Origin of the sequence: Herbihabitans rhizosphaerae, assembly GCF_004216555.1 — a bacterium.
GTDB classification, from domain to species: domain Bacteria; phylum Actinomycetota; class Actinomycetes; order Mycobacteriales; family Pseudonocardiaceae; genus Herbihabitans; species Herbihabitans rhizosphaerae.
Map to the genome: position 1 here is coordinate 88,433 of NZ_SGWQ01000017.1, position 24,779 is coordinate 113,211.

The 24,779-nt window shown below is 68.4% G+C and carries 22 protein-coding genes and 2 pseudogenes; 11 read left to right on the forward strand and 13 right to left on the reverse strand.

The annotated features are described in order from the left end of the window. Positions 1 to 65 precede the first annotated feature (65 nt). The gene (locus EV193_RS31510; protein WP_130348610.1) at positions 66 to 1,346 is read left to right on the forward strand and encodes a sulfatase-like hydrolase/transferase; all 1,281 of its coding nucleotides are present in this window, start codon (positions 66 to 68) and stop codon (positions 1,344 to 1,346) included. On the opposite strand, the gene EV193_RS31515 is transcribed toward EV193_RS31510, so the two are convergent. Further along, entirely contained in the window at positions 1,300 to 2,226 is a 927-nt protein-coding gene (locus EV193_RS31515; RefSeq protein ID WP_130348611.1) for a LysR substrate-binding domain-containing protein, read from the reverse strand. The two genes, EV193_RS31510 and EV193_RS31515, sit on opposite strands and share 47 nt — an antisense overlap. Before the next feature lie 118 nt (positions 2,227 to 2,344). Between EV193_RS31515 and EV193_RS31520 the strand changes: the two genes are divergently transcribed. The 3 genes from EV193_RS31520 (at position 2,345) to EV193_RS31530 (ending at position 5,470) form a co-directional block, all read left to right on the forward strand. After that, complete coding sequence (locus EV193_RS31520; RefSeq protein WP_130348612.1) at positions 2,345 to 3,370, forward strand: tetratricopeptide repeat protein; 1,026 nt, start codon at positions 2,345 to 2,347, stop codon at positions 3,368 to 3,370. Between the two features lie 144 nt (positions 3,371 to 3,514). After that, positions 3,515 to 4,174, forward strand: coding sequence for an HNH endonuclease family protein (locus EV193_RS31525; protein WP_130348613.1), 660 nt, complete (start codon positions 3,515 to 3,517; stop codon positions 4,172 to 4,174). Between the two features lie 129 nt (positions 4,175 to 4,303). Then, positions 4,304 to 5,470 (forward strand): lactate 2-monooxygenase, encoded by a 1,167-nt coding sequence (locus tag EV193_RS31530; protein ID WP_130348614.1) that lies wholly within the window; start codon positions 4,304 to 4,306, stop codon positions 5,468 to 5,470. Between the two features lie 104 nt (positions 5,471 to 5,574). On the opposite strand, the gene EV193_RS31535 is transcribed toward EV193_RS31530, so the two are convergent. From EV193_RS31535 to EV193_RS31545, 3 genes are read right to left on the reverse strand one after another with little or no spacing between them, the layout of a single operon-like run. Then, complete coding sequence (locus EV193_RS31535) at positions 5,575 to 7,434, reverse strand: Na+/H+ antiporter (protein WP_130348615.1); 1,860 nt, start codon at positions 7,432 to 7,434, stop codon at positions 5,575 to 5,577. 46 nt (positions 7,435 to 7,480) lie between these two features. Then, positions 7,481 to 7,654, reverse strand: a complete 174-nt coding sequence (locus EV193_RS31540) for a DUF397 domain-containing protein (protein WP_242613807.1) — start codon at positions 7,652 to 7,654, stop codon at positions 7,481 to 7,483. A gap of 36 nt (positions 7,655 to 7,690) precedes the next feature. Beyond that, positions 7,691 to 8,536, reverse strand: coding sequence for a helix-turn-helix domain-containing protein (locus EV193_RS31545; protein ID WP_130348617.1), 846 nt, complete (start codon positions 8,534 to 8,536; stop codon positions 7,691 to 7,693). Between the two features lie 199 nt (positions 8,537 to 8,735). On the opposite strand from EV193_RS31545, the gene EV193_RS31550 reads away from it, so the two are divergent. Beyond that, a complete protein-coding gene (locus tag EV193_RS31550) occupies positions 8,736 to 9,248 on the forward strand; it encodes a hypothetical protein (RefSeq protein WP_130348618.1) in 513 nt (170 codons plus the stop codon). A gap of 684 nt (positions 9,249 to 9,932) precedes the next feature. Here the strand turns inward: EV193_RS31550 and EV193_RS31555 are convergent. The 3 genes from EV193_RS31555 to EV193_RS31565 form a co-directional block, all read right to left on the reverse strand. Beyond that, on the reverse strand, positions 9,933 to 10,943 hold the full coding sequence (locus EV193_RS31555; protein ID WP_130348619.1) for a hypothetical protein: 1,011 nt from the start codon (positions 10,941 to 10,943) through the stop codon (positions 9,933 to 9,935). Positions 10,944 to 11,447: 504 nt separating this feature from the next. Beyond that, the gene (locus tag EV193_RS31560) at positions 11,448 to 12,107 is read right to left on the reverse strand and encodes an SAV_915 family protein (protein ID WP_130348620.1); all 660 of its coding nucleotides are present in this window, start codon (positions 12,105 to 12,107) and stop codon (positions 11,448 to 11,450) included. Between the two features lie 217 nt (positions 12,108 to 12,324). Further along, positions 12,325 to 13,932 (reverse strand): bifunctional 3'-5' exonuclease/DNA polymerase, encoded by a 1,608-nt coding sequence (locus EV193_RS31565; protein WP_423202257.1) that lies wholly within the window; start codon positions 13,930 to 13,932, stop codon positions 12,325 to 12,327. 204 nt (positions 13,933 to 14,136) lie between these two features. Here EV193_RS31565 and EV193_RS31570 point away from each other — a divergent pair, with 204 nt between their 5' ends. From EV193_RS31570 to EV193_RS31580, 3 genes are all read left to right on the forward strand, one after another. Then, a complete protein-coding gene (locus tag EV193_RS31570) occupies positions 14,137 to 15,705 on the forward strand; it encodes an acyl-CoA synthetase (RefSeq protein WP_207222891.1) in 1,569 nt (522 codons plus the stop codon). Between the two features lie 6 nt (positions 15,706 to 15,711). Continuing rightward, positions 15,712 to 17,055, forward strand: coding sequence for an FAD-binding oxidoreductase (locus tag EV193_RS31575; RefSeq protein ID WP_130348622.1), 1,344 nt, complete (start codon positions 15,712 to 15,714; stop codon positions 17,053 to 17,055). A 369-nt stretch (positions 17,056 to 17,424) separates the two neighbouring features. Next, a complete protein-coding gene (locus EV193_RS31580) occupies positions 17,425 to 18,636 on the forward strand; it encodes a S8 family peptidase (protein ID WP_130348623.1) in 1,212 nt (403 codons plus the stop codon). A gap of 270 nt (positions 18,637 to 18,906) precedes the next feature. Here EV193_RS31580 and EV193_RS31585 read toward each other — a convergent pair whose 3' ends face one another. Genes EV193_RS31585 through EV193_RS31605 form a run of 5 tightly spaced genes read right to left on the reverse strand, consistent with a single transcriptional unit; the run spans position 18,907 to position 23,375 of the window. Then, complete coding sequence (locus tag EV193_RS31585) at positions 18,907 to 19,566, reverse strand: histidine phosphatase family protein (protein WP_130348624.1); 660 nt, start codon at positions 19,564 to 19,566, stop codon at positions 18,907 to 18,909. Then, complete coding sequence (locus EV193_RS31590) at positions 19,566 to 20,624, reverse strand: phosphotransferase family protein (RefSeq protein WP_130348625.1); 1,059 nt, start codon at positions 20,622 to 20,624, stop codon at positions 19,566 to 19,568. Before EV193_RS31590 ends, EV193_RS31585 begins: the two co-directional genes overlap by 1 nt. After that, positions 20,621 to 21,370 carry an SDR family oxidoreductase gene (locus EV193_RS31595; RefSeq protein WP_278044239.1) on the reverse strand — a complete coding sequence of 250 codons (750 nt, stop codon included), beginning with the start codon at positions 21,368 to 21,370 and terminating at the stop codon, positions 20,621 to 20,623. The genes EV193_RS31590 and EV193_RS31595 overlap by 4 nt, the downstream gene beginning before the upstream one ends. Further along, the gene (locus EV193_RS31600) at positions 21,370 to 22,170 is read right to left on the reverse strand and encodes an SDR family oxidoreductase (RefSeq protein ID WP_207222884.1); all 801 of its coding nucleotides are present in this window, start codon (positions 22,168 to 22,170) and stop codon (positions 21,370 to 21,372) included. The genes EV193_RS31595 and EV193_RS31600 overlap by 1 nt, the downstream gene beginning before the upstream one ends. Continuing rightward, positions 22,167 to 23,375, reverse strand: a complete 1,209-nt coding sequence (locus tag EV193_RS31605; protein ID WP_130348627.1) for an acyl-CoA dehydrogenase family protein — start codon at positions 23,373 to 23,375, stop codon at positions 22,167 to 22,169. The genes EV193_RS31600 and EV193_RS31605 overlap by 4 nt, the downstream gene beginning before the upstream one ends. 76 nt (positions 23,376 to 23,451) lie before the next feature. Between EV193_RS31605 and EV193_RS31610 the strand changes: the two genes are divergently transcribed. From EV193_RS31610 to EV193_RS34865, 3 genes and pseudogenes are all read left to right on the forward strand, one after another. Then, positions 23,452 to 24,045, forward strand: coding sequence for a TetR/AcrR family transcriptional regulator (locus EV193_RS31610; protein WP_130348628.1), 594 nt, complete (start codon positions 23,452 to 23,454; stop codon positions 24,043 to 24,045). A 38-nt stretch (positions 24,046 to 24,083) separates the two neighbouring features. After that, positions 24,084 to 24,248, forward strand: a pseudogene (locus tag EV193_RS34340) (MerR family DNA-binding transcriptional regulator); the annotation flags it as partial. Between the two features lie 16 nt (positions 24,249 to 24,264). Continuing rightward, positions 24,265 to 24,501 (forward strand): annotated as a pseudogene (locus tag EV193_RS34865) (MerR family DNA-binding protein); the annotation flags it as partial. On the opposite strand, the gene EV193_RS31620 reads toward EV193_RS34865, so the two are convergent. Next, positions 24,502 to 24,693: a hypothetical protein gene (locus EV193_RS31620; RefSeq protein WP_130348629.1), complete on the reverse strand. Its 192-nt coding sequence runs from the start codon at positions 24,691 to 24,693 to the stop codon at positions 24,502 to 24,504. It abuts the pseudogene before it with no gap. Positions 24,694 to 24,779 lie beyond the last annotated feature (86 nt).

The following is a 24,779-nucleotide window of genomic DNA, read 5'->3' on the forward strand; positions in this document are numbered from 1 at the left end:
ACAGCCGCGGTCCTGCCGGCCGATGCTGAATTCGACCGAGCGTTCGGATCGAGGAGGAAAGACACATGCCGGTGATCAGCGGCGCCCGTTCGCCAGCCGCGCACAGTCGGCGACGCGTGCTGAAACTGGCCGGAGCCGGAATTCCCGCCGTGGCCGGCGGCGCGTTCGCCACGCGGGCCGCGTTCGGCGCGCCCGAGGCCGCGGCTGGCGTCTCGAGGAAGCCCGGCGGCGACGTGCGGCGCGTGATCGTCTTCCATATGGACTCCCTGCACCACGAGGCTCCGGAGCGCCTCGGCCTGGAGAACTTCCCGCGCGTCGCCGAGTGCGGTACCCGAGTGGCGGAGTGCCTCACCATTTCTCCGTGGCACCCCACCGTCAGCGGATACTGGCCGCTGTCGACGACGTCGTTTCCGAACCCCACCACGTTCGCGGGCTCGGTATTTCTCCAGCCGTGGCAGCGGCAACGTTATCTGCAGCATTGTTTTGACGGACACACCGCGCATATCGCCAACAGCGAGGCGTATCGCTCACTCAATCCGGGATTCGACTTCGTCCGCCTCAACAATGACGACACCGACGAGGACAATGTCCGTCTCGGCCTGCGCCAGTTGAGCGAGCACGCCGACCTGACCTTCATGCGGCTGCTGCTGCAGGACGCCAACGCGGCGAGCCAGCAAGTGGCCAACGCCCCCGCCGGCATGCCGTGGGCGCGTGACGTCTACGCGACCGGCTCGCCCTATCCGGAGGTGGTGCGCAAGGCGGACGCGTTGCTCGGAACGTTCCTCGACGGGCTGCGGCGGATGGGCATGCTGGACGACACGCTGCTGGTCGTCCTCGCCGACGGGCAGTCGCGCTACGGCTGGCATCCCGTGCAGGCGGAGGACTCCTGGCGCCTTCCGCTCGTCTTCGCCGGGCCCGGTGTGGCCGAGGGGCGCACCGTTCCGTACGCGGAGAACATCGACATCGCGCCGACGGTGGCCGCGCTCGCCGGGGTCCCGGCTCCCAGCGACGACGGCGGATCCGGCCGGGTGCTCGACGGGGTGCGCGCGGCCGGCCGGCACCGGGACGTGCCGCGTCGAATCGAGCGGATCAACCGGCAGATCGTGGAGTACCTGCGGCTCGAAGGATGGATGCGTGCCCACGCCCGTGCCTATCCCTTCCTCGACGTGCGGCTCATGGCGGCCCACAACGGGTTGCTGACCGACGCGCAGTTCTGGAGCCTCGATCGTGTGGACGAGTGGCCCCAGGCCGGGTCGTTGGACCGGATGATCGCGGACAACCAGTTCTCGCTCGATCTGCTCAACCGGGCGCTCCGGGAGTCGGGCGCGCCCCCGCTGCCCGCGTGACGTCGCGGGCCATCGCGACGAAGTTCGCCGCGACCGTCGACAGGCCGTCCTTGGGAACCGCCAGCGCCAGTTCGACCAGCGTCGTGGCCGGGCTGAGCTTGACGAACACGGTTCCCAACCCGGCGAGGGCCGCGACGGAGCCCGGCACGATGCTGACCCCGCATCCCGCGGCGACCAGGCCCACGATCGTCTGCATCTGCACCGCCCCCTGCACCACGGACGGCTCGAACCCGGCCTCCTGGCAGACCGCGGTGATGCGGTCGTAGAGCCCGGCGCCGAGGTGGCGTGGGAACAGCACGAACGGCTCGCCGGCCAGCGCCCTGGCGTGCACCCGGTCCCGGGTCGCCAGCCGGTGGTCCTTGGGCAGCGCGACGACCAGTGGTTCGCGGGAGACCGGGACGAGGTCGAACTCCGCGTCGGCGGGCGCGGGCAGCGGCGGCCGGACGAATCCCACATCCAGGGTGCGACCGCGAAGGCGCTCGAGCTGGCCGGCCGTCGGCAGTTCCGCGAACCGCACGGTGACATCCGGATAGCGGGCGCGGTAGGCGCGTACCACTCGCGGGAGCGGGTGCAGCGCGGCGGAGCCGACCATGCCGACGACGAGTTCGCCGATGTCGCCCCGCCCCGCGGAACGTGCGCGGGTCCGCGCCGACTCCACCATGGACAACGCCGTGCGGGCGTCGTCGACGAACACCACACCGGCCGCGGTGAGCCGGACGTGCCGGGTGTCCCGCTCGAACAGCGGGACGCCGAGTTCGCCCTCCAGCGCCTTGACCGCCTGACTCAACGGTGGCTGGGCGATGCCGAGCGCGGCGGCGGCGCGACCGAAGTGGAGGTGGTCCGCGACGGCCACGGCGGCACGCAGGTGCCTCAGTTCCACGGTGCGACGATACAGGTCGAATATCAGTCGGAGCTGATTGTGCTACATCCGTATAACACCGGATCCGGATCGGACCGGCGGCGCCGCCCTCCGAGTGGCGGCAGCGGGACCACCAGGTATGAAGGTAGCTGTGGTCGCCTCCCTCGCCGTCGTGCTGTTGCGCGCGGCTGAGCTGACCGCGGACGGTGAGCCGAAGGCGGCGATCGCGCTGCTGCGGCCCACCGTCGCGCGGTATCCGGACCATCCCGAGGCGTGGTGCCGGCTGGCCGCCGCGTACCTGGACGCGGGCGAGCCGTCCGAGTCGCTGGACGCGGCGAAGGCGGCGATGCGCCTCGGCGAGCGGTCCTGGGCGCACCGGCTGGCCAGCCTCGCGCTGATCGAGTTGGGCCGCGACGACGAGGCGGTGGTCTCCGCGCGCGAGGCGGCCCGGCGCGATCCGGCCGACTGGCGGTGTCACGTCACACTCGCGCAGGCGTTGCGGCGCAAGGAATCCGAGCACTCGCTGGCCGCCGCACGGCGTGCGGTGGACCTGGCCCCGGACGAGGCGCGCACGCACGAGGTGCTCGGCGACTCGGCGCTCGCCGCCCAGCAGTGGAGCCAGGCGCGCACCGCGTTCACCGAGGCGGTGCGTCTCGATCCGGAGAACGGGCACGCGCGGGAGAGCCTGACCAAGCTCGCCGGGGTGGCGCCGGTGCGCGCCACACCACGCGCGCCCGGCCGGCCGACGGCGCCCACCCGACTCGGCCGCGCGCAGCTCACCGCGCTGTGGCTGGTGGTGCGCCGCGCCGGCGTGTGGCTCGGCGCCGGGGCGTTCGTGCTGCTGATCGCGGGGATGCCGGAGCCGAGCACGTTCCTCGCCTGGTTCGGGCTGCTGTCGCTGGTGCTCGTGCTGGGCGTGCTCGGCCAGGGATGGCGGTCGTTGCCGCACAGCGCGCGGGTCACGCCGAGGGTGCTGCTCGCCGGGAGGCCGGCGCTGGCCGCGGCGGTCGGGCTGCTGGCGCTCGGCCTGATCGTGCTGGCCGTGTGGACCGCGGCGCTCGCGCTCGGTGCGCGCGGACTGCAGGCGCTGCCCGCGGTGCTGGTCTGCGGCCTGCTCGCGGCGGGACTCGGCTGGCTGGCCGTATCGAGGACGGCACGACGTTAGAACTCGTTGCGGGGAAAGGGAATTCGCCGGGAACCCCCAACCGTTCCGCAGCCGGATGGCACCGCGTCATCGCCACACAATGGTCGCGTCACCGAGCACGAACACCGTGTGAAGGTCGTATCGTCTGCCGGAAGGACGCACCACATGACGCTCTTACCGAGAATCTCGCTGCGTGGCTTATGGATCGTCACCCTCGCGGTGCTGCTGTTCGCCGCCGTCGCTGTCGTCGCCGCCCCGTCCGCTCTCGCGCTGCCGCCGGGAACGCCGTCCAAGGCCACCGCGCAGTCCGAGCTGAACTCGCTGTCCGTCCGCTCGGAGGAGTCGATGACCGGCTACTCCCGCGACAAGTTCCCGCACTGGATCACCATCTCCGGCTCCTGCGACACCCGTGAGACCGTGCTCAAGCGCGACGCCGATTCGGTCACCGTGGGCTCCGACTGCTATCCCACGTCCGGCCGTTGGTACAGCTACTACGACGGCGCCGTCTGGACCCAGGCGTCCGACCTGGACATCGACCACATCGTCGCGCTGGCCGAGGCGTGGCGCTCCGGCGCGAGCCACTGGACCACGGCAAAGCGCCAGTCTTTCGCCAACGACCTCAACGGTCCGCAGCTGATCGCGGTCACCGACAACGTGAACCAGTCCAAGGGCGACCAGGACCCGTCCACCTGGCAGCCGCCGCGTTCCGGCGCCCGCTGCGCGTACGCGAAGTGGTGGATTCACACCAAGTACCGCTGGGGCCTGCACCTGCAGTCGAGCGAGAAGTCCGCGTTGCAGAGCATGCTCAACACCTGCTCGTTCTGAGCGTGTCCAGCCGCGGCATCGTGGGCCCGTGCCCATGGTGCCGCGGTTGCGTGGTGCGCGGTTGCGCGTCCAGGAGTCCAGCATGCAGGATTCGCGAGAAGTTCTCCGTTTCCGCGAGAGGCATGCCACATGACGCAACCGTTCGGCAGCTACCAGAGCGAGTTGTACCTGGCCGGTCTCGGCGGGCAGGCGCCTGAGTTCACCACGAACGTGGCGGCACTGGACGAGTCCGCGCGCCTGAGCATGGACGGCGGCGCGTTCGGATACGTGGCCGGCGGTGCGGGCAACGAGGCGACCGTGCGGGCCAACCGCGCGGCGTTCGACCAGTGGCGAATCGTGCCGCGCATGCTTCGGGACGCGACCAACCGGGACCTGTCCACCACCGTGCTCGGTACCACCATGCCGGCGCCGGTCATGCTCGCGCCGGTCGGCGTGCAGTCGATCATCCACCCGGACGGCGAGCTGGCCACCGCGCGCGCCGCCGCCGAACTCGGCGTGCCGATGGTGCTGTCGACCGCGTCCTCGCACACGATCGAGGAGGTCGCCGAGGCCAGTGGCGAGGGGCCGAGGTGGTTCCAGCTGTACTGGCCGAACGATCCGGAGGTGTGCGTGTCGATCCTCGAGCGGGCGGCCGCCGCCGGGTTCACCACGCTGGTGGTCACGCTGGATACGTGGACGCTGGCGTGGCGCCCGCGTGACCTCGATCGGTCCTACCTGCCGTTCATTCGCGGTATCGGGACGGCGATCCCGTTCAGCGACCCGGTGTTCCGGGCCGGGCTCGCGCAGTCGCCGGAGGAGGACCCGACCGCGGCCGTGCTCAAGTGGGTGCCGATGTTCACCGGGACCGACAAGAGCTGGTCGCAGCTGCCGTTCCTGCGCGAGCACTGGGACGGGCCGATCGTGCTCAAGGGGATCCAGCACGTCGATGACGCGCGGCTGGCCGTGGAGGCCGGCATGGACGGCGTGATCGTCTCCAACCACGGCGGCCGCCAGGTGGACGGCGCGGTGGCGTCGCTGGACGTGCTGCCGGAGATCGTCGCCGCCGTCGGCCAGGACCTCGCGGTGCTGTTCGACTCGGGCGTGCGCACCGGCGCGGACGTGGTGAAGGCGCTCGCGCTCGGTGCCGAGGCGGTGCTCATCGGACGGTCGTTCGCCTACGGGCTGTCGCACGGCGGGCAGTCCGGCGTGCGGCACGTGTTGCGCAGCCTGCTCGCCGACACCGACCTCACGATGGCGCTGTCCGCTCAGCGGTCGGTGGCCGAGCTGAGCCCGGATCTGTTGCGCCGCAACGGTTAGCCGCAACGCGCTGACCTGCACCTCCTCCATGGCCGCCGTACTTTAGCGGGCTAAAGTACGCCAAACATGAACGGAGCGATCGCTAAGTTTCGGACACCGGGGCGCTAGCCGAGTTTCTCGTCCACGAAGCACCACCGCCACGCCTCGCCCGGTTCGATGCTGCGCATCACCGGGTGGCCGGTCTCGGCGTGGTGCCCGGACGCGTGCTTGCCGATGGACGAGTCGCAGCACCCGACGTGCCCGCAGGACAGGCACAGCCGCAGGTGTACCCAGGTCATCCCGTCGCGCAGGCACTCCTCACAGCCGCCGGGAGTACGCGCGGAGGTGACCCGTGGCGCTGAGCGCAGGTGCTCGCAGTCGCCGCTGGATCTCGACGGTGCGACCAGGTCGGCCTCCAGCCTGCTCTGCGCGTCCTCCACCCGGTCGAGCATGGATTCCTCCAGGTCGATCGCGTACAGCGCGCCGCGCAGCACCTCGTCGTCGACGTTGCCCGACGACCTGGCCTCGAGTACCGCTTCCCGCTCCGCGTCGAGCATCTGCATGCGCAGCCGGCGGTACGCCGCCGCTGGCGGCTCGACCTCGTCCTGGGATCGGCCGAGGCGCTCCCACATCGTGTTGGTGCGCAGATCGGCCCTGTTCCGCAGCCGTTCGATGACTTCGGGCGGGTCCTCCGGAGTCCTGATCGACTCCAGGTGCGCGAGTCCCGCTCTGGTCGCGTCGGTGACCAAAGCGGCCGACTGCAGCGCGTCCTCGGCCGGGTCGGGGCCGGGCATGCCGAGTCTGCGCACGAGCCACGGCAGCGTCGGCCCCATCACCAGTAGCGTGCCGGCCACGACCACGAAAGCGATGAGCCGCAACAGATCCCGCTGTGGCGCCTCGGGTGGGATGAGGAATACGGCGGCCAGCGTGACCACCCCGCGCATGCCCGCCCAGGAGATGACCGTGGCGACCGGCCACGACCAAGCCGACCCGGTGACAAGCCGGTACAGCGCGGTTATGACGTAGAGCCACACCACCCGCGTCAGCACCACGGCCAGCAGCACGACCAGGCAGTACACCGCGATCTCCCCGAAGGAGAACCCGAGCCCGTCGATGCCGTCCACGATGCTGCGCAGTTGCAGGCCGATCAGCAGGAAGACCGCGTTCTCCAATAAGAATTGGACGGTTCGCCAGTTCGTGTTCTCCGCGATCCTGGACGCCGCGGTTTGCAGGATCGGTGCCTTGTGCCCGAGCAGCAGCCCGGTCACCACCACCGCCAGCACCCCGGACGCATGGATCGCCTCGGCGGGCAAAAACGCGACGTACGGCGCGACGAAGGACAAAGTCGTGTCCAGCACCGGATCGGTGATGTGCTTGCGAATCTTGGCCAGCACGGCCGCGACCACCAGTCCGACCACGATCCCGCCACCGGCCGCGATCAGGAAGTCCAGTGCGACCTGGCCGACACTGATCTGCATGGAGATCGCCGCGATCGCCGTGTGCAGGGCCACGAGTGCGGTGGCGTCGTTGACCAGGCTCTCGCCTTCGAGGATGGAGACGATTCGTCTCGGCATGCCGACCTTGCGGGCGATCGCCGTCGCCGCGACCGCGTCCGGCGGTGCCACCACGGCGCCGAGCGCGAACGCGGCGGCCAGCGAGACGGCTGGAACGACCCACCACGCCACCAGCCCGATGACCACTGTGCTGAACGCGACCAGCCCGACCGACAACAGCAGGATCGCCCGCCGGTTGGCCCGAAAGTCGATCAGCGACGTGCGGATCGCGGCGGCGTAGAGCAGCGGCGGCAGGAACCCGATGAGTACGACATCGGGGTCCAACTCGAAGGACGGCATGCCGGGCGTGAACGAGATCGCCACGCCGACCACGACCAGAACCGACGGCGCCGACCAGCCATACCGGCGGGCGAGCCCAGCGGCGCACGCCACGACGATGACCAACCCGACGGTGAGCAGAGCGGGATTCACCGCACCATCATGCGTGCCGGCGGCCGGATTCGCCCGCCCTCAGGTGTCAGCGGCTGTTTTCCTTGGCCGCCAACAGGAATCCGTGCCACGCTCCCGCGTCCAGCACCATCGCCTGGCCGTTTGGTTGCTTGCTGTCCCGCACCGCGTGCGACCCGCGCACCACCGCCACCTCGACGCAGCCGTTCGCGGCGTTGCTACGGCTGCTCTTGCGCCAGGTCACGCCCGTCAGGGCAGAGGCCGACTGCCACATCTAGCCTCACTCCTTCATGATTCGTTCCACGAGCTTCCGCGTCTCGTCCTCGCTCAGCGCGGCGCCCAAGATGTGTTCGTACGCCAGGCTATAGACGTCGGTGTGTTTCGGCTTCGGCAGGTACTCCGCGTTGGTCAGCGTCTCGATGTGAGCGATCGTGCGGTCAGCGCGTTCCAGGTACAGCAGGGTGAACGGATAGCAGAGGCCGACGTGCGGACCACTGCTGGTCTCGATCACCCGGAACGTGATGTGCGGCTGCGCGCCGAACTCCAGCAGTCGGGCCAACTGGCCGCGCATCAGCTCGGGCGGGCCGAACGGCTTCCTGAGCGCCTGCTCGCCCAACACGATCCAGATCCGGCGTTGACCGTCTGACAGCAGCATGTCGCCGCGTCGCTCTCGTTCCCGTGCGTTCGGCTCGATCTCGGCCGGCGCGAGCACCAAAGACGTTTGAAGCTGCGCTCGCGCGTACTCGCGGGTCTGCAACGGTCCGGGTACGCACTCGCCGAACCAGAGACGGATCTCCGATGCCGACCGCTCCAGTCCGATGTGCTGCTTCGCCCAGTACGGCACCCGCGACGGTGAGGTCTTGCCGCGAGACTGCTCGCCGAGCTTGCGGACGGCCGTCGCCGCCTTGCCGGTGACGCCGTACAGATCGAGCAGAAGATCGACCTCGGCGGGCTTCGTGCGCAGCTCGCCGTTCTCCACCTTGCCGAGCTTTCCCTTGTACCACCCGGGAACTCGGGAGTTCGCCTCTTCGATCGTGAAGCCGGCCCGGTCCCGTAGCTCGCGCAGTTGATCACCGAGCAGGATGCGCTGAACGACCGGGTCATCGTCGTCGCGGTGCGTCGTCATGGCGCGATTCTCCCCTGAGTGGTCGTTCCGCTCCACACGTAACCCGATCGGGGGACTGTCCAACTTGAGTACTCATGTGAGACCGTAACTACGGCGGCGAGATCGGGTCTGCACCGCCACTGCCACGGGCGCTCCGCGCCAAGGAGGCACTCCTCCCGCCCCGGTCTCGCCGCCCTCCAGACTGGGACGGGGAGATCGCATGTCGATGTGTGAGTGGGAGCGCGACGAGCTGCTGGACGAACTGCGCAGGCGGCGCTGGACGTTCCACTACTTCGGGCGGCGCAACGACGACCTGGACGCGATCGCCGCCGTGCGCAGGCGCGGCGACTGGGTGACCGTGATCGTGCTGCGCGCCGAGGACCGCGCGTTCGCCTACCTCACGTTCGCCCCGCCCGAGGTCGACCCACTGGCGGCCGACCACATCGCCTGGCACTACATCGGCTCGGCGGTCTGGACGCTGCGCGCCGCGCTCTGCCTTTCAGCCGACCTTCAACCGTCCACGGTGTACAGCCGCCCGCCCGACCTCACGCTCACCGAGTTGGACCGCCGCCCGCTGTCGATCCGCCCGCCCCTGGTCGAGCCGTCCAGTGCGGGTGAGGAATTGAAACGTACGGAAGCCGGCTCGACGACGGTACGTCCACGCTCTTGGGGTGAAGGTCGCCGAGTGATGGGCGGTGCTGAGGGGCAAGAACAACCGGAACGGAACAGTTAGCTGGATTGCTCGGCCTTGGGCCGTGGCATATGTAGGGCACCGTGCAGCCTGCTGTTCGTTTCCGCGCCCCCTGCTATAACCGAGTGCAGTAGGCCGTTGTACGCCAGGTCGTGCACGTATGGATCAAGTTCCAGTTCAAGTAGTTGAATTCGGATCTTTCGGCCGTGCTTGTCGCGGGCATGCAGCCACATGTTCATGCCATGCGAGTAGACTTTAGCGCTGGTGATTTCGTACAGGGACACCCACTGACGATTTCGCCGAAGCCAGTCCGCTCCAGCCGAAACATTTTGGCGCCACTGTTGAAGTGTAAGCACGAGTGACGCGCCCAAGACGAACAGCCACATCCACGGTATCGATGCCCATGCGAGACTAAAGCCTTGTAACATCCAAATTCCGACAAACATGAAAACAGTCCAGAATGCCGCTATTCCGGCTAGCTCACGGAGACTGAACTCCGACCATGCAAGTGTTCTGCCGCATCCGTCCGGTGGTGCCGGCGGCTCGGATGACCTCTCTGTCTCCTTGTCGCGACCAAGAAGTGTCGGTGCTTGGGGTACACGCGGAAGCCCGGTTTCGGGGTCTGGGCGTGGAGGAAGGTCAGCGGCCGACAGGTGGGTCGGCGCCTGCTGCGCCTTCTTCCAGTTTCCGTGTACACCGTGACGTCCAGCCACTACGGTCCCCGTTCTACTTGAACAGATTTCCGACGCCGAACACGGCGACGAGTCCGCCGCCGATTCCTCCGACGACGCCGCCTACTACGTTCCCGACGCCAGGGAAGACTGTACCGAGGGCCGAGCCGAGCGCCGCGCCTCCTGCGATACTTCCACTGATACCCGCCGCCGTTTCGGCGGCAGCTTGTAGCGGAGGCTTGCCTATGAGGACGTCGCCAACTGCCGAACCCACTGCTGCCAGTGTGCCCGCGACGGGAAGGGCAGTCAAAAGGACCTTTGTTCCCTTCAGGATGGGACTGCTATGGCGAGTCACTGTAATGTGCTGTCCAGGGTTGTAAGATATCGCAGCTCGAGTTGACTCGGGAATCCATGAGACCGGCTTCAAGAGCCTTTCCGCGAGTTCCCTCATACTCTGAGCTCCCGCTGCGGACGTAGCAGCGACGCGCGCGGCGGCGACACGCGAAGCATGTGTACTGGACATTGCATTGGACGCGGCAGCAAACGTTGACGCCTGCGTGTCGAGGCTGCTCGCAAGATTCAGAAGATCCTTTGCGGTGGTGTGAAGGGATTTTATCAGGCTGAGGGTGCCACTCAGTGCGGTCACGCCGATCACCTTGAGCGCGTTAGCCTGGAAACGCGTAGGCTCAGCGATTCCCTGTAGCTTTCGATGGGCCTCAATCTCTATCTTGCGCGCGTCCTCTACCGTCGTCTTCGCCTCGTTGTAGGCCGCGACTTGACGCGCGTGCTGGGCAACCGCAGCGCCATGAGCATCGATCGCCCTGTTCAGCGCCTCCTCCACATGAGGCTGGATCGGCCCCTTGATCCGCACGGGAGCAGGCCCTGGCGGAAGGCCTGGCGGAAGAATTCTGTCCGGCGTGATCCCAAGCCCACCCTTCACCGCTACGTTGCGCGCCTGCGTCATCCGGGCTCGAACAGTATTGAGATCGGCGGCGAACACCAGGAGTGCCTGACCCGCGCGGTCCCCAATCGCCCTCAGGTCGTCAGCATCCTTGGCCGTACTCAAGGTCGAATTGCGGAAGGCATCGCCTGCCGGACCAGCCCAGCACGACTCAGATGAGCCGCGTGCACGGCGGATCGCAGAGCCTGTTTCGGTGACACTATGCCCAACCTTACTAAGCCAATCGGCCGTCGCACGGCACGACCCAGGGTCACCGTCAACCCTTGTGTCAAGTACCCCAGTCACGTCACATTCCCCCCGGAAGGCCGTCATCTTGCCGCTTGACGCGCGCCACGCGCGCCGCATTCGTATTGTCGACGTTGCCGTAGCTACCGCGACTGCTGTCGATATCCGCAGCCGTCTCCCCAACCTTCGCGACAAGCGCCGCCACAGCGTTCGTGATCGAAGACAGTGCCCGGCCGACCTCCGCAGTCGACTCGCCCGCATCGGGCATCGCGGGGGCAGCCTTGGCTGACCCCTCAAGCCCCTGCGGGCCTGTTTGAAGGTGACCAGAAAGTTCTGTCAGCCCTGCTGGATCAGCTCGAAACCCCATCTCCCCAGTCCTTTCGTTCAGTACTGCCCGTGCCGCAGCCATTCGGGTAGCGCTGTGTCCATCACAACCACATCCGCACCCGACTGGCGACGAACCTCTTCGATGTCACTCGAAGGGAAGGAAACCCACGCCTGATGCTCACCGCACCCCCATATCAGGAGCTCCAACGATGAGTAAGCAAGGAGTGCGACCTCGTCATCAGAGATCGGTTGCAATTCAAGTTCCGCACGCTTGTGGCCCTCGTGAAACGGCCGCGATGGCACGAACAGCATCCGATCCTCGTCATCGCCGAGCGTTGCGAACGGTGTCGGTTCCTCCTGACCCTCAGGTGTCGCCGGATGCCGTGTCTCGACTGGGAGCGGCGTGTCCAACGCAACGGCCTTGAACCCGGCCGAGCGCTTCAAGTTGGGCAGCTCGTGCGCGGGGACGCGTATCCAGGACTGCCCGCGGCCGCAGCACTCAACCAAAGCTTGCCTTGAGCTGTACGCCATGACGACCAACTGGTCGTTGACAGACTCGCGCAGCTCCAGCATCACGCGTTCGCCCACCGAACGGCCCGGATGGGTGGCAAGAAGAACCTCGTAGGGCATCCGATCAGCCTCATCGACGTCCAGCAGCATCGGACGCGGCATGCGCTCCCGCTGGCCCTTGCCCTTGTCAGCCGCGATGTCGATCACTCCCCCCAAACGCACAACCCGCCACGACCCCAGTGCCATTCCACCACCCAACGTCACAGCACGGCTCCGTTCCGAGATCGGTCACTCGAACGGCGTAGCCAGTGCGGCCGGGAACGCCAGTGTCGGCATCAGCGTCCGGGGCGCCACCACCGGGTGTGTGCGGAGCGCGGGACTCGCCGATGCACAGCGCGGGACTCGCGACTACCACCACGTCGGGTCACTTCGCGTCGGCGTAGCAGTCGACCGTGGACGCCTGCATGGGGAACACCACCGCCGTGTCGCCGAAGACCAGTCGGCTCGCTTCGGCGGCGGCCTGTTCCACTTGTGCCGCAACGGTTTCCGAGCACTCGGCCGGCGTGTGCACGATCACCTCATCGTGCTGGAAGAACACCAACTGCGCCCCAGGAGCAGCGGAGGCCAGTCCGCGCCGCAACACCGCCAACATCGTCAGCGCCCAGTCCGAAGCACTCGCCTGCACCACGAAATTGCGAGTGAACCGCCCCCACTCCCGCGCCGCCTGCCGCGACCGCCGCTCACCCGCGTCGTCCTGATCCGTCGCCTCCATCAACACCCGCCACCGCTCCGACGGCGCAGGCGAAGTCCGCCCCAACCGAGAGCGCACCATCCGCCCCGCCTCACCAGCCAGCGCCGCATCCTCCACATAGGACACCGCACGCGGAAACCGCTTACGCAGCACGGCAAGCAGCGGCCCAGCCTCCCCACTCGTCCCGCCATACATCGCCGACAACATCGCGATCTTGGCCCGCGCCCGGTCACCATCGAACGCATCCTCAGCCAGACCCGCGTACAGATCGACCGCACCAGCCACCTCAGCCAGCCGCGCGTCCGAGGACAGAGCGGCCAACACGCGAGGCTCCAGTTGCGCCGCGTCCGCGACGACCAGCCGCCACCCGGGATCAGCCCGCACGGCGGTGCGTAATGCCTTGGGCAGTTGCAAAGCCGCGCCGCCCCGAGTCGCCCACCGCCCGGACACCACACCGCCGACCACGTACTCCGGCCGGAACCGTCCCTTGTGCACCCACGAGTCCAGCCAGGACCACCCGTGCGCCACGAACAGACGGCTGAGTTCCTTGTACCGCAACAGAATCGGCGCGGCCGGATGATCGACCTCGCGCAACACGGCCGCCCGCGTGTTCGGGACGTCCACCCCCTCACGAGCGAACGCGCGCAGCACATCGGCCGGGTTGTCCGGGTTCACCGGCTTGCCGCGAAACGCCGAGGTGATCTCCTCGGCGAGCCCGGCCAGCACCGGCGGCCGGTTGCCCGGCGCCGGCCGCGCGCCGAGCGTGTCGGCCAGCAGCGTCCGGTGCACCTCCTCCGACCAGGGGAGCCCGTGGTGGGTCATCTCCGCCGCCGCGAGCGCGCCGGCCGACTCGGCGGCGATCAGCAGCCGCAGCCGGTCCGGGTGCGCGGTCGCGTCGACGCGGCGCATCTGGTCGGCGTACACCTGCTCGGCGGCGTGCACCGGGTCCACGTCCTCGGGCAGCAGCCGCGTCTCGGCGGCGAACAGGGTCGGCTGCTCGTCGCGCGTGGGCGGCGCCGGGTCGGGCGGCTCGACTCCGCCGCGCAGCCGCGCGTAGGCCGCGGCCAGATTGCGTGGCGAGCCGTGCCGGCCGTCGAAGGCCAGCAGGATGCCCTCGGCCAGCGCCAGGTCGTGACACCGGTCCAGCCGCACCCCCGAGGCCAGCAACTCCGGGTACACCGCGTCGATGGCCGGCAGAACCCACCGGGCGTCGGGGTGGTCGGCCGCCCGCGCCGCGAGTGACACCACCTCGCCACGCAGGGGTGCCACCACGATCTCCACGCGAGCATTCTGCGCCGTACCCCCGACGGTTCGGCTCACCCCGCGTCCCAGTTGACTCGGGAGTAACTTCTGGGGCACCGTTCTCCCGAACCGGGCAACCGTGTCCACCTGGTGGAACACCGTGGAGGAGTCGTGGCGAAGATCCTGTCCAAGGTCACCGAATACGCCGGCCGGGTGCCGACCGCGTTGCGCAGTGTGGACGTGATGCGCAAGGCCGGCCTGGTTCCCTTGCACCGCCCGGACTGGATGGTGCACGCGCTGGTCGCGATCCGCCAGTACGGCCCGATCGCCGGTGCCGCGAAGGTGGCCGCGCACCGCGATCACACCAGGATCGGCATCGTCGACGAACTGGGCCCGCTCACCTTCCACCAGTTGGACGCGCGGTCCAACGCGCTGGTGCGCGCGTGGGCCGCGCGCGGCATCGGCAAGGACTCGGTGATCGCCCTGCTTGCTCGCGACCACCGAGGCGCGGTCGACACGATGTGCGCGATCGGCAAGATGGGCGGGCGGCTGCTGCTGATGAACACCGGCTTCGCCAAGCCACAGCTGGCCGACGTCGCCGAGCGCGAGGGCGTGTCCGCGATCGTGTACGACGAGGAGTTCACCGACCTGGTCAGCGCGCTGCCGAGCGACCTGCCGCGGTTCCTGTCCTGGGTGGACTCCGAGTCCACCGCGGACCGCCCGGTCACCCTGGAGGAGCTGATCTCCAGCACCGAGGACCGGCAGGTACCCGTGCCGAGGAAGCCGGGCAGCATGGTGCTGCTCACCAGCGGCACCACCGGCACCCCGAAGGGCGCTCCCCGCCAGGTCCGCTCGCCGCTCGCGGCCGCACAGTTCCTGGACCGGATTCCGTTGCGGGTCAACGAGACCACGATGATGGCCGCCCCGCTGTTCCACGGCACCGGGCTGAGCCAGTTCATCCTGAGCCTCGCGCTCGGGTCGACCGTGGTGCTGCGCCGCAAGTTCGATCCGGAGGAGTCGCTGCGCGCGATCCAGGACAACAAGTGCACCGCCGTGGTCGTGGTGCCGACCATGTTGCAGCGGATCGTGGACCTGCCCAAGGACGTGCTCGACTCCTACGACGTGTCCTCGGTGAGGATCATCTTCGTGGCCGGGTCCGCGCTCGCACCCGATCTCGGCAACCGGGCCACCGCGTACTTCGGCGACGTGATCCACAACCTGTACGGCTCGACCGAGGTGGCGGTGGCGACCGTGGCCACACCGGAGGACTGGCGGGAGGCGCCTGGCACGGTCGGCAAGCCGCCGGTGGGCTGCCGGGTCGTGCTGTACGACGACGCCGGCGTCAAGATCACCACGCCGCACACGGTCGGCCGGCTGTTCGTGGGCAGCGACCTGTCGTTCGAGGGCTACACCGACGGCCGGAACAAGGAGGTCATCGACGGCCTGCTGTCCGTCGGCGACGTCGGGCACTTCGACGAGCACGGCCGCTGGTTCATCGACGGTCGGGACGACGACATGATCGTCTCCGGCGGGGAGAACGTGTTTCCCGGCGAGGTGGAGAACCTGCTCGTCGAGCACGAGCGGATCCTGGAGGCGGCCGTGGTCGGGATCTCCGACCCCGAGTTCGGCCAGCGGCTCAAGGCCTACGTGGTGACCGCCTCCGATGCGGAGCTGGACGCGGACGCGGTGCGTGAGTTCGTGAAGTCGAACCTGGCCCGCTACAAGGTGCCGCGCGAGGTTGTGTTTCTGGACGAATTGCCGCGCAACGCCACGGGGAAGCTACTGCGGGGCAAGCTGTCCGAGCTAGGTTGATCATTCGTGGACCTCACCTGTGAGCAGCTGCGGCCGGCCGACGACGGATACGACGCCGCGCGCACCGGCTGGAACCTGGCTGTCGAGCACCGGCCCTCGCTGGTCGTGTACCCCGAGTCGGTCGAGGACGTGGTCGCGGCCGTCGAGTACGCGCGCGCCGAGAAGCTGCCGGTCGGTGTGCTGAACACCGGGCACGGGCTGGTCCGGCCGTTCGCCGACGGCGTGCTGATCAGGTTGGAACGACTCGCCGATGTGACGGTCGACCCCGGTGGGCGCACCGCGATCGTCGGCGCCGGCGCGACCTGGCAGCACGTGCTGGACGCGTGCGCGCCGCACGGGCTGGCGGCGCTGTCCGCGTTCTCCTCCGACGTCGGTGCGGTCGGGTACACGCTCGGCGGCGGTATCGGCTGGCTGATGCGCAAGTACGGCGCCTGCTCGGACAGCGTGCTGTCGGCGACCGTGGTGCTGGCCGACGGCGAGGTGGTCACCGCGCGCATCGGCGACGAGCTGTTCGAGGCGGTGTGCGGCGGCGGGGGCAACTTCGGCGTGGTCACGAGTGTCCACATGGGACTGTACGACGTGGACAGCGTGTTCGCGGGCGGCACGTACTACCCGGCTTCGCGTGCGCCCGAGGTGATCGCGGCCTACCGGGAGTGGTGCGCGTCGGTGCCGCCCGAGGTCACCTCGGCGCTCGCGCTGGTGCGGTTCCCGGCGAGCCCGAAGCTGCCGGAACCGTTGCGCGGCGCCGATGTGGTGGCGTTCCGGGCGTGCCACACCGACGGGGTGGCCGGCGTGTGGGAGCTGGAGACCATGCGCACGCTGGGCGGCGAGCTGATCGACACGTTCGAGGTCCTGCCGTACTCCCGCATCGGCGAGGTGGCCATGGGCTCGCGGCAGCCGCAGGCCAGAGCGAGCTACGGCGCGCTGCTGGTCGACCTGCCGGATCCGCTGGACGTGCCGGCGCTGCTGGACACCGACGCGCCGTATCTGATGGTGGAGCTGCGGCACGTGGAGGGCGGCAACCGCCCGGCCCGGCCGGCCGGGCTGGGGCTGTGGGACGCGGCGTACGCGGTGTTCTCGATCGCGCCGACGCCGAGCGAGGAGGCGGCGGCCGAGGTAGGCGAGTACTACCGGCGGCTGCACGGCGAGCTCGGCGTGTGCCGGTCGAAGTCGAACACGGTGAACTACCTCGGCACGGAGAACATCGGGGACGGCGCGGTGCGCGGCTGCTACACGGCGGAGCACTTCGATCGCCTCACGCATGCGAAGTCGCGGTTCGATCCGGAAAACGTATTCTGTACGAACCACAACATCGCACCTGGCGGGACAACCCGCCGTTCGTCGGTTTAGCGCAACATCCGACGTATTTGCCTAGCATTTGATCTCGGCTTGACGGTACCTACCAAAGTAGGTTCCTCCGCCTGAGTTCTCACCGTTTGAAATCGGTTGATCGCATAATGCAGCCGGCATCGGTAACAAAATTCGCGAAGCTTGTTGTCGCAGGTCAACGTGGGTATCGCGAGCTGCTGAACCTTGTGTGTGCTACTCCGTTCGGAGTACATTGCTTGAGCTGATCAGCCCTGATAGGGCAACTGTGAATCATTGAGAGTGTTACACCGCAGGACTTCCATTAGGTGAGCAGGCAACAGCGAGAGGGCACGGAGAGACGTTTCGCGTTCAGGAAGTCGTTGGTTCGCCGAATTACCGAGGAAGGGTTCGATGACTACGAGTCGAAAGAGTCGGGGCCGGCTGCTTGTCGGTCTGGGGCTTGCCGGCGCGGTGGCCACCGCCACCGCCATCGCCGCGCTTCCCGCCCAGGCCGATCAGGTGGGCGAGATTCGCTCGGCAAACGCACAGGGCACCATCCCGGGCAGCTACATCGTCGTGCTGAAGGACGACGGGCTGCGCTCGGTGTCGGAGGTGACGTCCAAGGCGCAGGGCTTGGCGTCCAAGTTCGGCGGCCAGGTGAAGAACACCTACGGTGCCGCGCTGAAGGGCTTCTCGGTGAACATCTCCGAGGGCCAGGCCAAGAAGCTGGCCGCGGACTCCAGCGTCAAGTACGTCACGCAGAACAAGGCCTACAAGGTCTCAGACGAGCAGCCGGATCCGCCGTCGTGGGGCCTCGACCGGGTCGACCAGAAGGACCTGCCGCTGGACAAGAAGTACACCTATGACACGAAGGCGGACAACGTCACCGCCTACATCATCGACACCGGCATCCGCGCCAGCCACAAGACGTTCGAGGGTCGGGTCGGCCCCGGTTTCGACGCGGTCGACGGTGACGACGACCCGGCTGACGGCCACGGTCACGGCACGCACGTCGCCGGCACCGTGGGTGGCGCCGAGTACGGCCTCGCCAAGGGCGTCAAGCTCTCCGGCGTGCGCGTGCTCGACGACCAGGGCAGCGGCTCGACCGACGGTGTCGTGAAGGGCATCGACTGGGTCGCGCAGAACGCCAAGGCGCCGTCCGTGGCGAACATGAGTCTCGGTGGCCCGGCCGACCAGGCGCTGGACGACGCCGTCAAGGGCGCGGTCGCCAAGGGCATCACGTTCGCGGTGGCCGCGGGCAACTCCTCCGACGACGCCAGCGGCTACTCGCCGGCCCGCGTCGAGGAGGCGCTGACCGTCGCCGCGTCGGACGACAAGGACGCGCAGGCCGAGTTCTCCAGCTTCGGCTCGGTCGTCGACATCTACGCCCCGGGCGTGGACATCACCTCCGCCGGCAACACGGACGACACCGGCACGGACACCATGAGCGGCACCTCGATGGCCTCGCCGCACGTGGCCGGCGCGGCGGCGCTGTACCTGGCCGCCAACCCGGACGCCAAGCCGGACGCCGTGGCGAAGGCGCTGACCGACGCCGCCACCCCGGACAAGATCACCAACCCGGGCGAGGGCACGCCGAACAAGCTGCTCTACACCGGCAAGTGATCACCGAGTGATCCCCACAGTTCCGCTGAGCACCAACTGAATAAACAACTGAATCCCAACGCGCTCGGCCCCACCGGTTGTTCGGTCCGGTGGGGCCGAGTGTTGTGGCGTGAGGGTGAGTCAGCCCCGCGTTCCTCCCCCGAACCCGCGACGCCCTCATCTTCGCGCAACGCTCTGACCTGCACTTCTGCGCGTAGTCCCGGACTTTAGCGGGCTAAAGTACGCCGAACATGAATGGAGCGATCGCTAAGTTTCGGACACCCGGGCGCTTCAGCGGTAGGTGAGCAGGTCGCGATGGTCGCCGACGAAGTGGGCGTGCTCGTTGAACGACAGCAGCGAGGTGCCCGAGCGGCCGTGGGCCAGCCGGGTGATCCCCGCGTTGATGGACACTCGGTTCATCGCCACGTAGCCGGCGATCGGCGCGTCGAGCAGGCGGGCGCAGATCGCGCTGATCACGCCGCCGGAGGTGAACACCAGCCCGATGCCACCCTTGCCCAGTGAGCCGAGCAGCTCGTCCAGCGCACCGTCCACTCGGGACCGGAAGCCCTCCCAGGACTCGTCGGCGTCGGCCAGCGCGCCGCTCGCCCAGTCCACCAGCGCGTCGTCCAACATCCGCTGGAAACCTTGCGGGGTAAGGGGTTCGCTCGACAGCAGCGCTGCCTTGTGCCGCGCCAGCGCGAGGTGGTCGTACTCGTTCCAGCGCGCGTCGGTGCCGCACTCCACGTCGATCCCCGCCGCCGCGAGGCCGGCCGCCGCCGTGTCGATCTGCCGGCGCAGCGTGCCGGAGCGCACCACGTCCGGCCGCACGCCACGGCGGCGCAGCTCCTCGCCGACGATCTTGGACTGCAGTTCGCCCGCGGGGGAGAGCACGTCGTAGTCCGCCGCGCCGAAGGACGCCTGGCCGTGCCGGACCAGGTACACCGTCGGCATCAGGCGATCCCCATCGTCGTGCGGCAGCGCCACTCCAGGTACCCGACGAACATCCAGAAGTCCTTGTACGCCGGGTTGTGCGTCTGCCCATGGTGGTACCGGTAGTAGATCTGCTGCATGATCACCGCCAGCCGGAACAGGCCGAACGTCTCGTAGAACGTCCAGTCCTGAATGGACAGTCCGGTGCGCGCGGAGTAGTGCTCCACCACCTCCTGGCGGGTCGGCATCCCGGGCAGGTGGGTCGGCTGCCGGCGCGCCCTCTGGAACACCTCGTCGTCGTCGGCCTGGATCCAGTACGCCATCATGCCGGCGAGGTCCATCAGCGGGTCGCCGAGTGTGGCCATCTCCCAGTCGAGCACACCGATCACGTCCAGCGTGCCCGGCTCGAGCACCACGTTGTCGAACCGGAAGTCGTTGTGTATCACGCAGATGCGAGAGTCGCCGGGCTGGTTCGTGTCGAGGTAGGACATCACGGCCTCGAAGTCGGGCACGTTGTCCGTGCGCGCCTTGCCGAAGCGCTCGGTCCACCCGCGCACCTGCCGCCGCACATAGCCGGCGCCCTTGCCGAGAGCGGCAACGCCGTCGGACGCCGGGTCGATCTGGTGCAGGTCGATCAGCCGGTCCACGACGCCGAACGCGAGATCGCGGGTGGCCCCTGCGTCCAGCGACATCCCCTCCGGCAGGTCGCCGCGCAGGATGATCCCCGGAATACGTTCCATCACGTAGAAGTCGGAATCGATCACCGAGTGATCGGTGCACAAGCCCAGAACCGTTGGTGCGTAACGGTAGTACGGCTTCAATGTGGAGCACACCGCGTACTCACGGCGCATGTCGTGCGCACTGGCCGCCTTCTGCCCGGCCGGCGGCCTGCGCAGGATCAGCTCCCGGTCGGGATAGCTCAACAGATAGGTCAGGTTCGACGCGCCGCCGGGGTACTGGCGCACCTCCGGCAGACCGGTCAGACCGTCCACAATGGACGACAGCCACTCGTGCACGGCGGCGACGTCGAACGCGTCCTCCTCGCGGACGGCACCAGGCTGGTCGACCAGATCGGTCATGACAGCTTCTTCACGATGCCCAGTGGCAGGTTCCGCATGGCGAAGCCGATCACCGTCCACGGCCACGACGGGCAGTCCGCGGTCGCCCGCTCCTTCTCGATTGCCGACACCATCGAGGTCACGCCCTTCACGGTGTCCACGATCAGCGGCGTGTTCTTGACCTTCTCGTTCATCTCCGAGCGGATGTAGCCGGGCAGGATCGTGCTGACCCTGATCGGCGTGCCCGCGGTGTCCGCGCGGATGCCCTCGGCGAGTGCGGAGACCCCGGCCTTGGTGGCGGCGTAGGTCGTGGTGTTCTTGCCGAGGTTGCGGTACGCGCTCATCGAGGAGATCACCACGAGGTGGCCGGCCTTCTGCTCGCGGAAGATCTCCATGGCCGCCTCGCACTGCGCGAGTGCCGCGACGAAGTTGGTCTCCGCGGTGGCCTTGTTCGCGTAGAAGTACCCGGTGCCCAGCGGCTGGCCCTTGCCGAGCCCGGCGTTGACGATCACGCGGTCGATCGTGCCGAGTTCGTCGCGGAACGCGCGGAACACGGTGAAGACCGCGTCGTGGTCGTTCACGTCGAGCGGCTTGATCAGGATCTCGATGCCGGAGTGCTTGGCGAGCAACTCGTCGCGCAGCTTCTCCAGCTTCTCGGTGCGGCGTGCGCAGAGGGCGAGGTTGCGCCCCTTCGCGGCGAACTGCCGTGCCATCTCCTCGCCGAGGCCGGAGCTGGCCCCGGTGATCACGATGTTCCTGCGTACCACTAGCCGTCCCTTTCGATCTTGGCGCGCAACCGCTGCCAGTACTTCTCACGCTGTGCGTCCACCAGCCGGGGCATCAGCCGTTTGAGCCGCGCCGCCTTGCGTCCCTCTTTGTGGGTCAGCACCATGAACTGTCCACTGTGGACCGCTTGGAAAACCTGCTCGGCGACGTCGTCCGGGGTCACCGACGACGACTCCATCAACCGTTCCATCATCCGCTCGGCCGCGGGGTCGGCGCTGCGCATCCGGGCGCCGAGGTTGGTCCGCACGAAACCGGGACACACCACGGTGGTGCCGATGCCGTACGGCGAAAGCTCCGTGCGCAGCGTCTCCGACAGGGAGAGCACCGCGGCCTTGGACACGTTGTAGGAGGCCATGGCCGGCAGGTTCATGATCGCCGCGAGCGACGCCACGTTGACCAGGTGGCCGGACCCCTGCCGCTTGAACAGCGGCACGAACTCGCGGCAGCCGCGCACCACGCCGGTGAGGTTGATCGCCATGATCCACTCCCAGTCGGCCATGCTGATCCGCTCGAACCGCCCGCCGCCGGCCACGCCGGCGTTGTTCACCAGCACGTCGAGCCCGTCCCACTCGCGCTCGCACCACTCCCGGGCGGCCGTCCAGTCGGCGTCACTGGTCACGTCCAGCTTCACGAAGGCGGCCGAATCCCCAAGCGCGGCAACGGTTTTCTCGCCCGCTTCACCGTCCACATCGGACACGAGTACGCGGGCGCCGTCCTTGGCGTAGCGGTGCGCGATCGCCGCCCCCAGCCCGGACGCGCCGCCGGTGACCAGCACCCTCACGCGTACCGCCCCAACTCCGCACGAGCCACCAGCCCGAGGTGCACCTCGTCCGGCCCGTCGGCCAACCGCAGCGCGCGGGCGCCCGCGTAGGCGGCGGCGAGCGGGAAGTCGTCGGTCATGCCGGCGCCGCCGTGCAACTGGATCGCCATGTCGATCACGTCCAGCGCCATCGGGGGCACCGCGGCCTTGATCGCGGAGACTTCGGACCGCGCGCCGGCCAGGCCCTGCGTGTCCAGCTTCCACGCGGTGCTCAGGACAAAGAGGCGCGCCTGGTCGATGGCGATGCGGGCCTTGGCGATGCGCTCCCGGTTGCCGCCCAGGTTCGCCAGCGGCTTGCCGAACGCGGTGCGCGCGGTGGCCCGCTGGCAGGCCAGCTCCAGCGCATTCTCGGCGAGCCCGATCAGCCGCATGCAGTGGTGGATCCGGCCGGGACCGAGGCGGCCCTGGGCGATCTCGAAGCCGCGGCCGGGGCCGGCGAGCACCGCGTCGGCCGGCAGCCGCACGTCGGTGAAGCTGACCTCGCCGTGGCCGTACGGCTCGTCGTGCCGGCCGAAGACCGGGAGCATGCGCTCCACCTTCACGCCGGGGGAGTCCAGCGGGACGAGGACCATGGAGTGCTGCTGGTACTTGTGCGCACTCGGGTCGGTGACGCCCATGAAGATCGTGAAGGCGCAGTTCGGGTGGCCGATTCCGGTGGAGAACCACTTGCGCCCGTTGAGCACGACGTGGTCGCCGTCCATGGTCGCGGTGGCCGCCATGTTGGTGGCGTCGGAGGAGGCGACCTCGGGCTCGGTCATGCAGAAGGCGGACCGGATCTCCCCGTCCAGCAACGGTTTGAGCCACTTGTCGCGCTGCGCGTCGGTGCCGTACTTGACCAGCACCTCGGAGTTGCCGGTGTCCGGGGCGTTGCAGTTGAAGATCTCCGGCGCGATGAACGAGCGGCCCATCCGCTCGGCCAGCGGCGCGTACTCCACATTGGACAGTCCGGCGCCGCCGTACTCCACGTCGGGCAGGAACAGGTTCCACAGGCCGGCGTCGCGCGCCTTCTTCTTCAGGTCGGTGATCACCGGCAGGACGGTCCACGGGTCGTCCGCGGCGGCGAGCGCGCGGTGGTACTCGGGCTCGATCGGGTCGATCTCGGTGCGCATGAAATCGGTGACGCGCGCGAGGTAGTCGACCGTGCGGGCGGAGTGCGCGAAGTCCACGACAAGCCTCCTCTGGGTGCTCTGTTGAGGGTAGCCTCCCTATCGAGCAATGCTCAATAGCGGCTCGGGAGAGGTGATGACGGGCACGACGGATCGGCCGCCGAGGGTGCGCCGCACGGCGGAGGACCGCAGGCGGCAGCTCATCGGCATCGGGTTGGAGATGCTCACGACCATGGCCTTCCACCAGGTGACGGTGGACGAGGTGGCCCGGCGCGCGGGGATCTCGCGGAGCCTGCTGTTCCACTACTTCCCGACCAAGCGGGACTACTACGCGGCGGTCGTGCGCGCGGCGGCGCGGCGGCTGCTGCGCGCCACCGTTCCGCTGGAGGGCGCCGAGCCAGCCGACCGATTGCGTGCCACCGTGGACGCCTACGTCGCGTTCATCCGCCGCCGTCGCGAGGCCTACGTCTCGGTCTTCCGTGCGCCACGCCAGGACGAGTGGATCCTGGAGATCCACGAGGAGACGCAGAACGCGTTGTCCCACAAGGTGTTCGAGGCGCTCGGCATCGACAGTCCGGAGGAGACGCTGGTGCTCGCCGTGCGGGCGTGGTGGGCGTTCGCCGAGCACCTGTGCGTCGACTGGACCGCGCGCCGCGACGGCGGGGACGAGGAACTGGCCGCGATGCTCGTGGACACGCTGACCGACGTGGTGCGGCGCGCGGCAGTGTGATTGGCAATCCGTACTCAGGTACGGATTGCCCCTCGAATATGCGCAGTGGTGAGGTCGCTCGGGCGGCCGGCGTGCACGTCGAGACGTTGCGGTACTACGAGCGCCGGGGGCTGCTCGCCGAGCCCAGCCGCACGCTCGGCGGCCACCGGGAGTACCCGGAGTCGGCCGTGACCGTGCTCCGCGTGATCAAGGCGGCGCAGCGCCTCGGGGTTCCAGCTCGACGAGATCGCCGAGCTGCTGGAGGTCGGCAAGCACCGGCACGGCCGCCGTCCGGCCGGGCTGCGGGACCGGGTCACCGCGAAGGTCTCCGAGGTGGAGGCGAAGATCGCCGACCTGGAGATCATCCGCGGTTCGCTGCGCGAGGCGATGGCCGCCGGCTGCGACGACGTGCCGTCCTGTGCCGACCACCCGGACTGCCCGCTGCCGTTCGCCGAGGTGATCCGCCGCCTTACCTGATTACGCCACGCCCACGTGCATGGTGTTGCGGATGGCTTTGCGCTGCGGATCAACCCACGCTGGTGGGATGTAGTACGGGATCCCGTCTTGCATGATGATTTCCCAGTCTTGTTGGTGGATGGTGGTGTGGTGGTGTCGGCAGAGCAGTGTCATGAGTTCTGCCGAGGTTATTCCGCCGTCGATCCAGTGCACGATGTGGTGTGCGTCGGTCCATTCTGGTCAATACCACTAAGTTAAGCTTTGTTGGTTCCATGGAATGTTGAACACGCCGCGTTAAA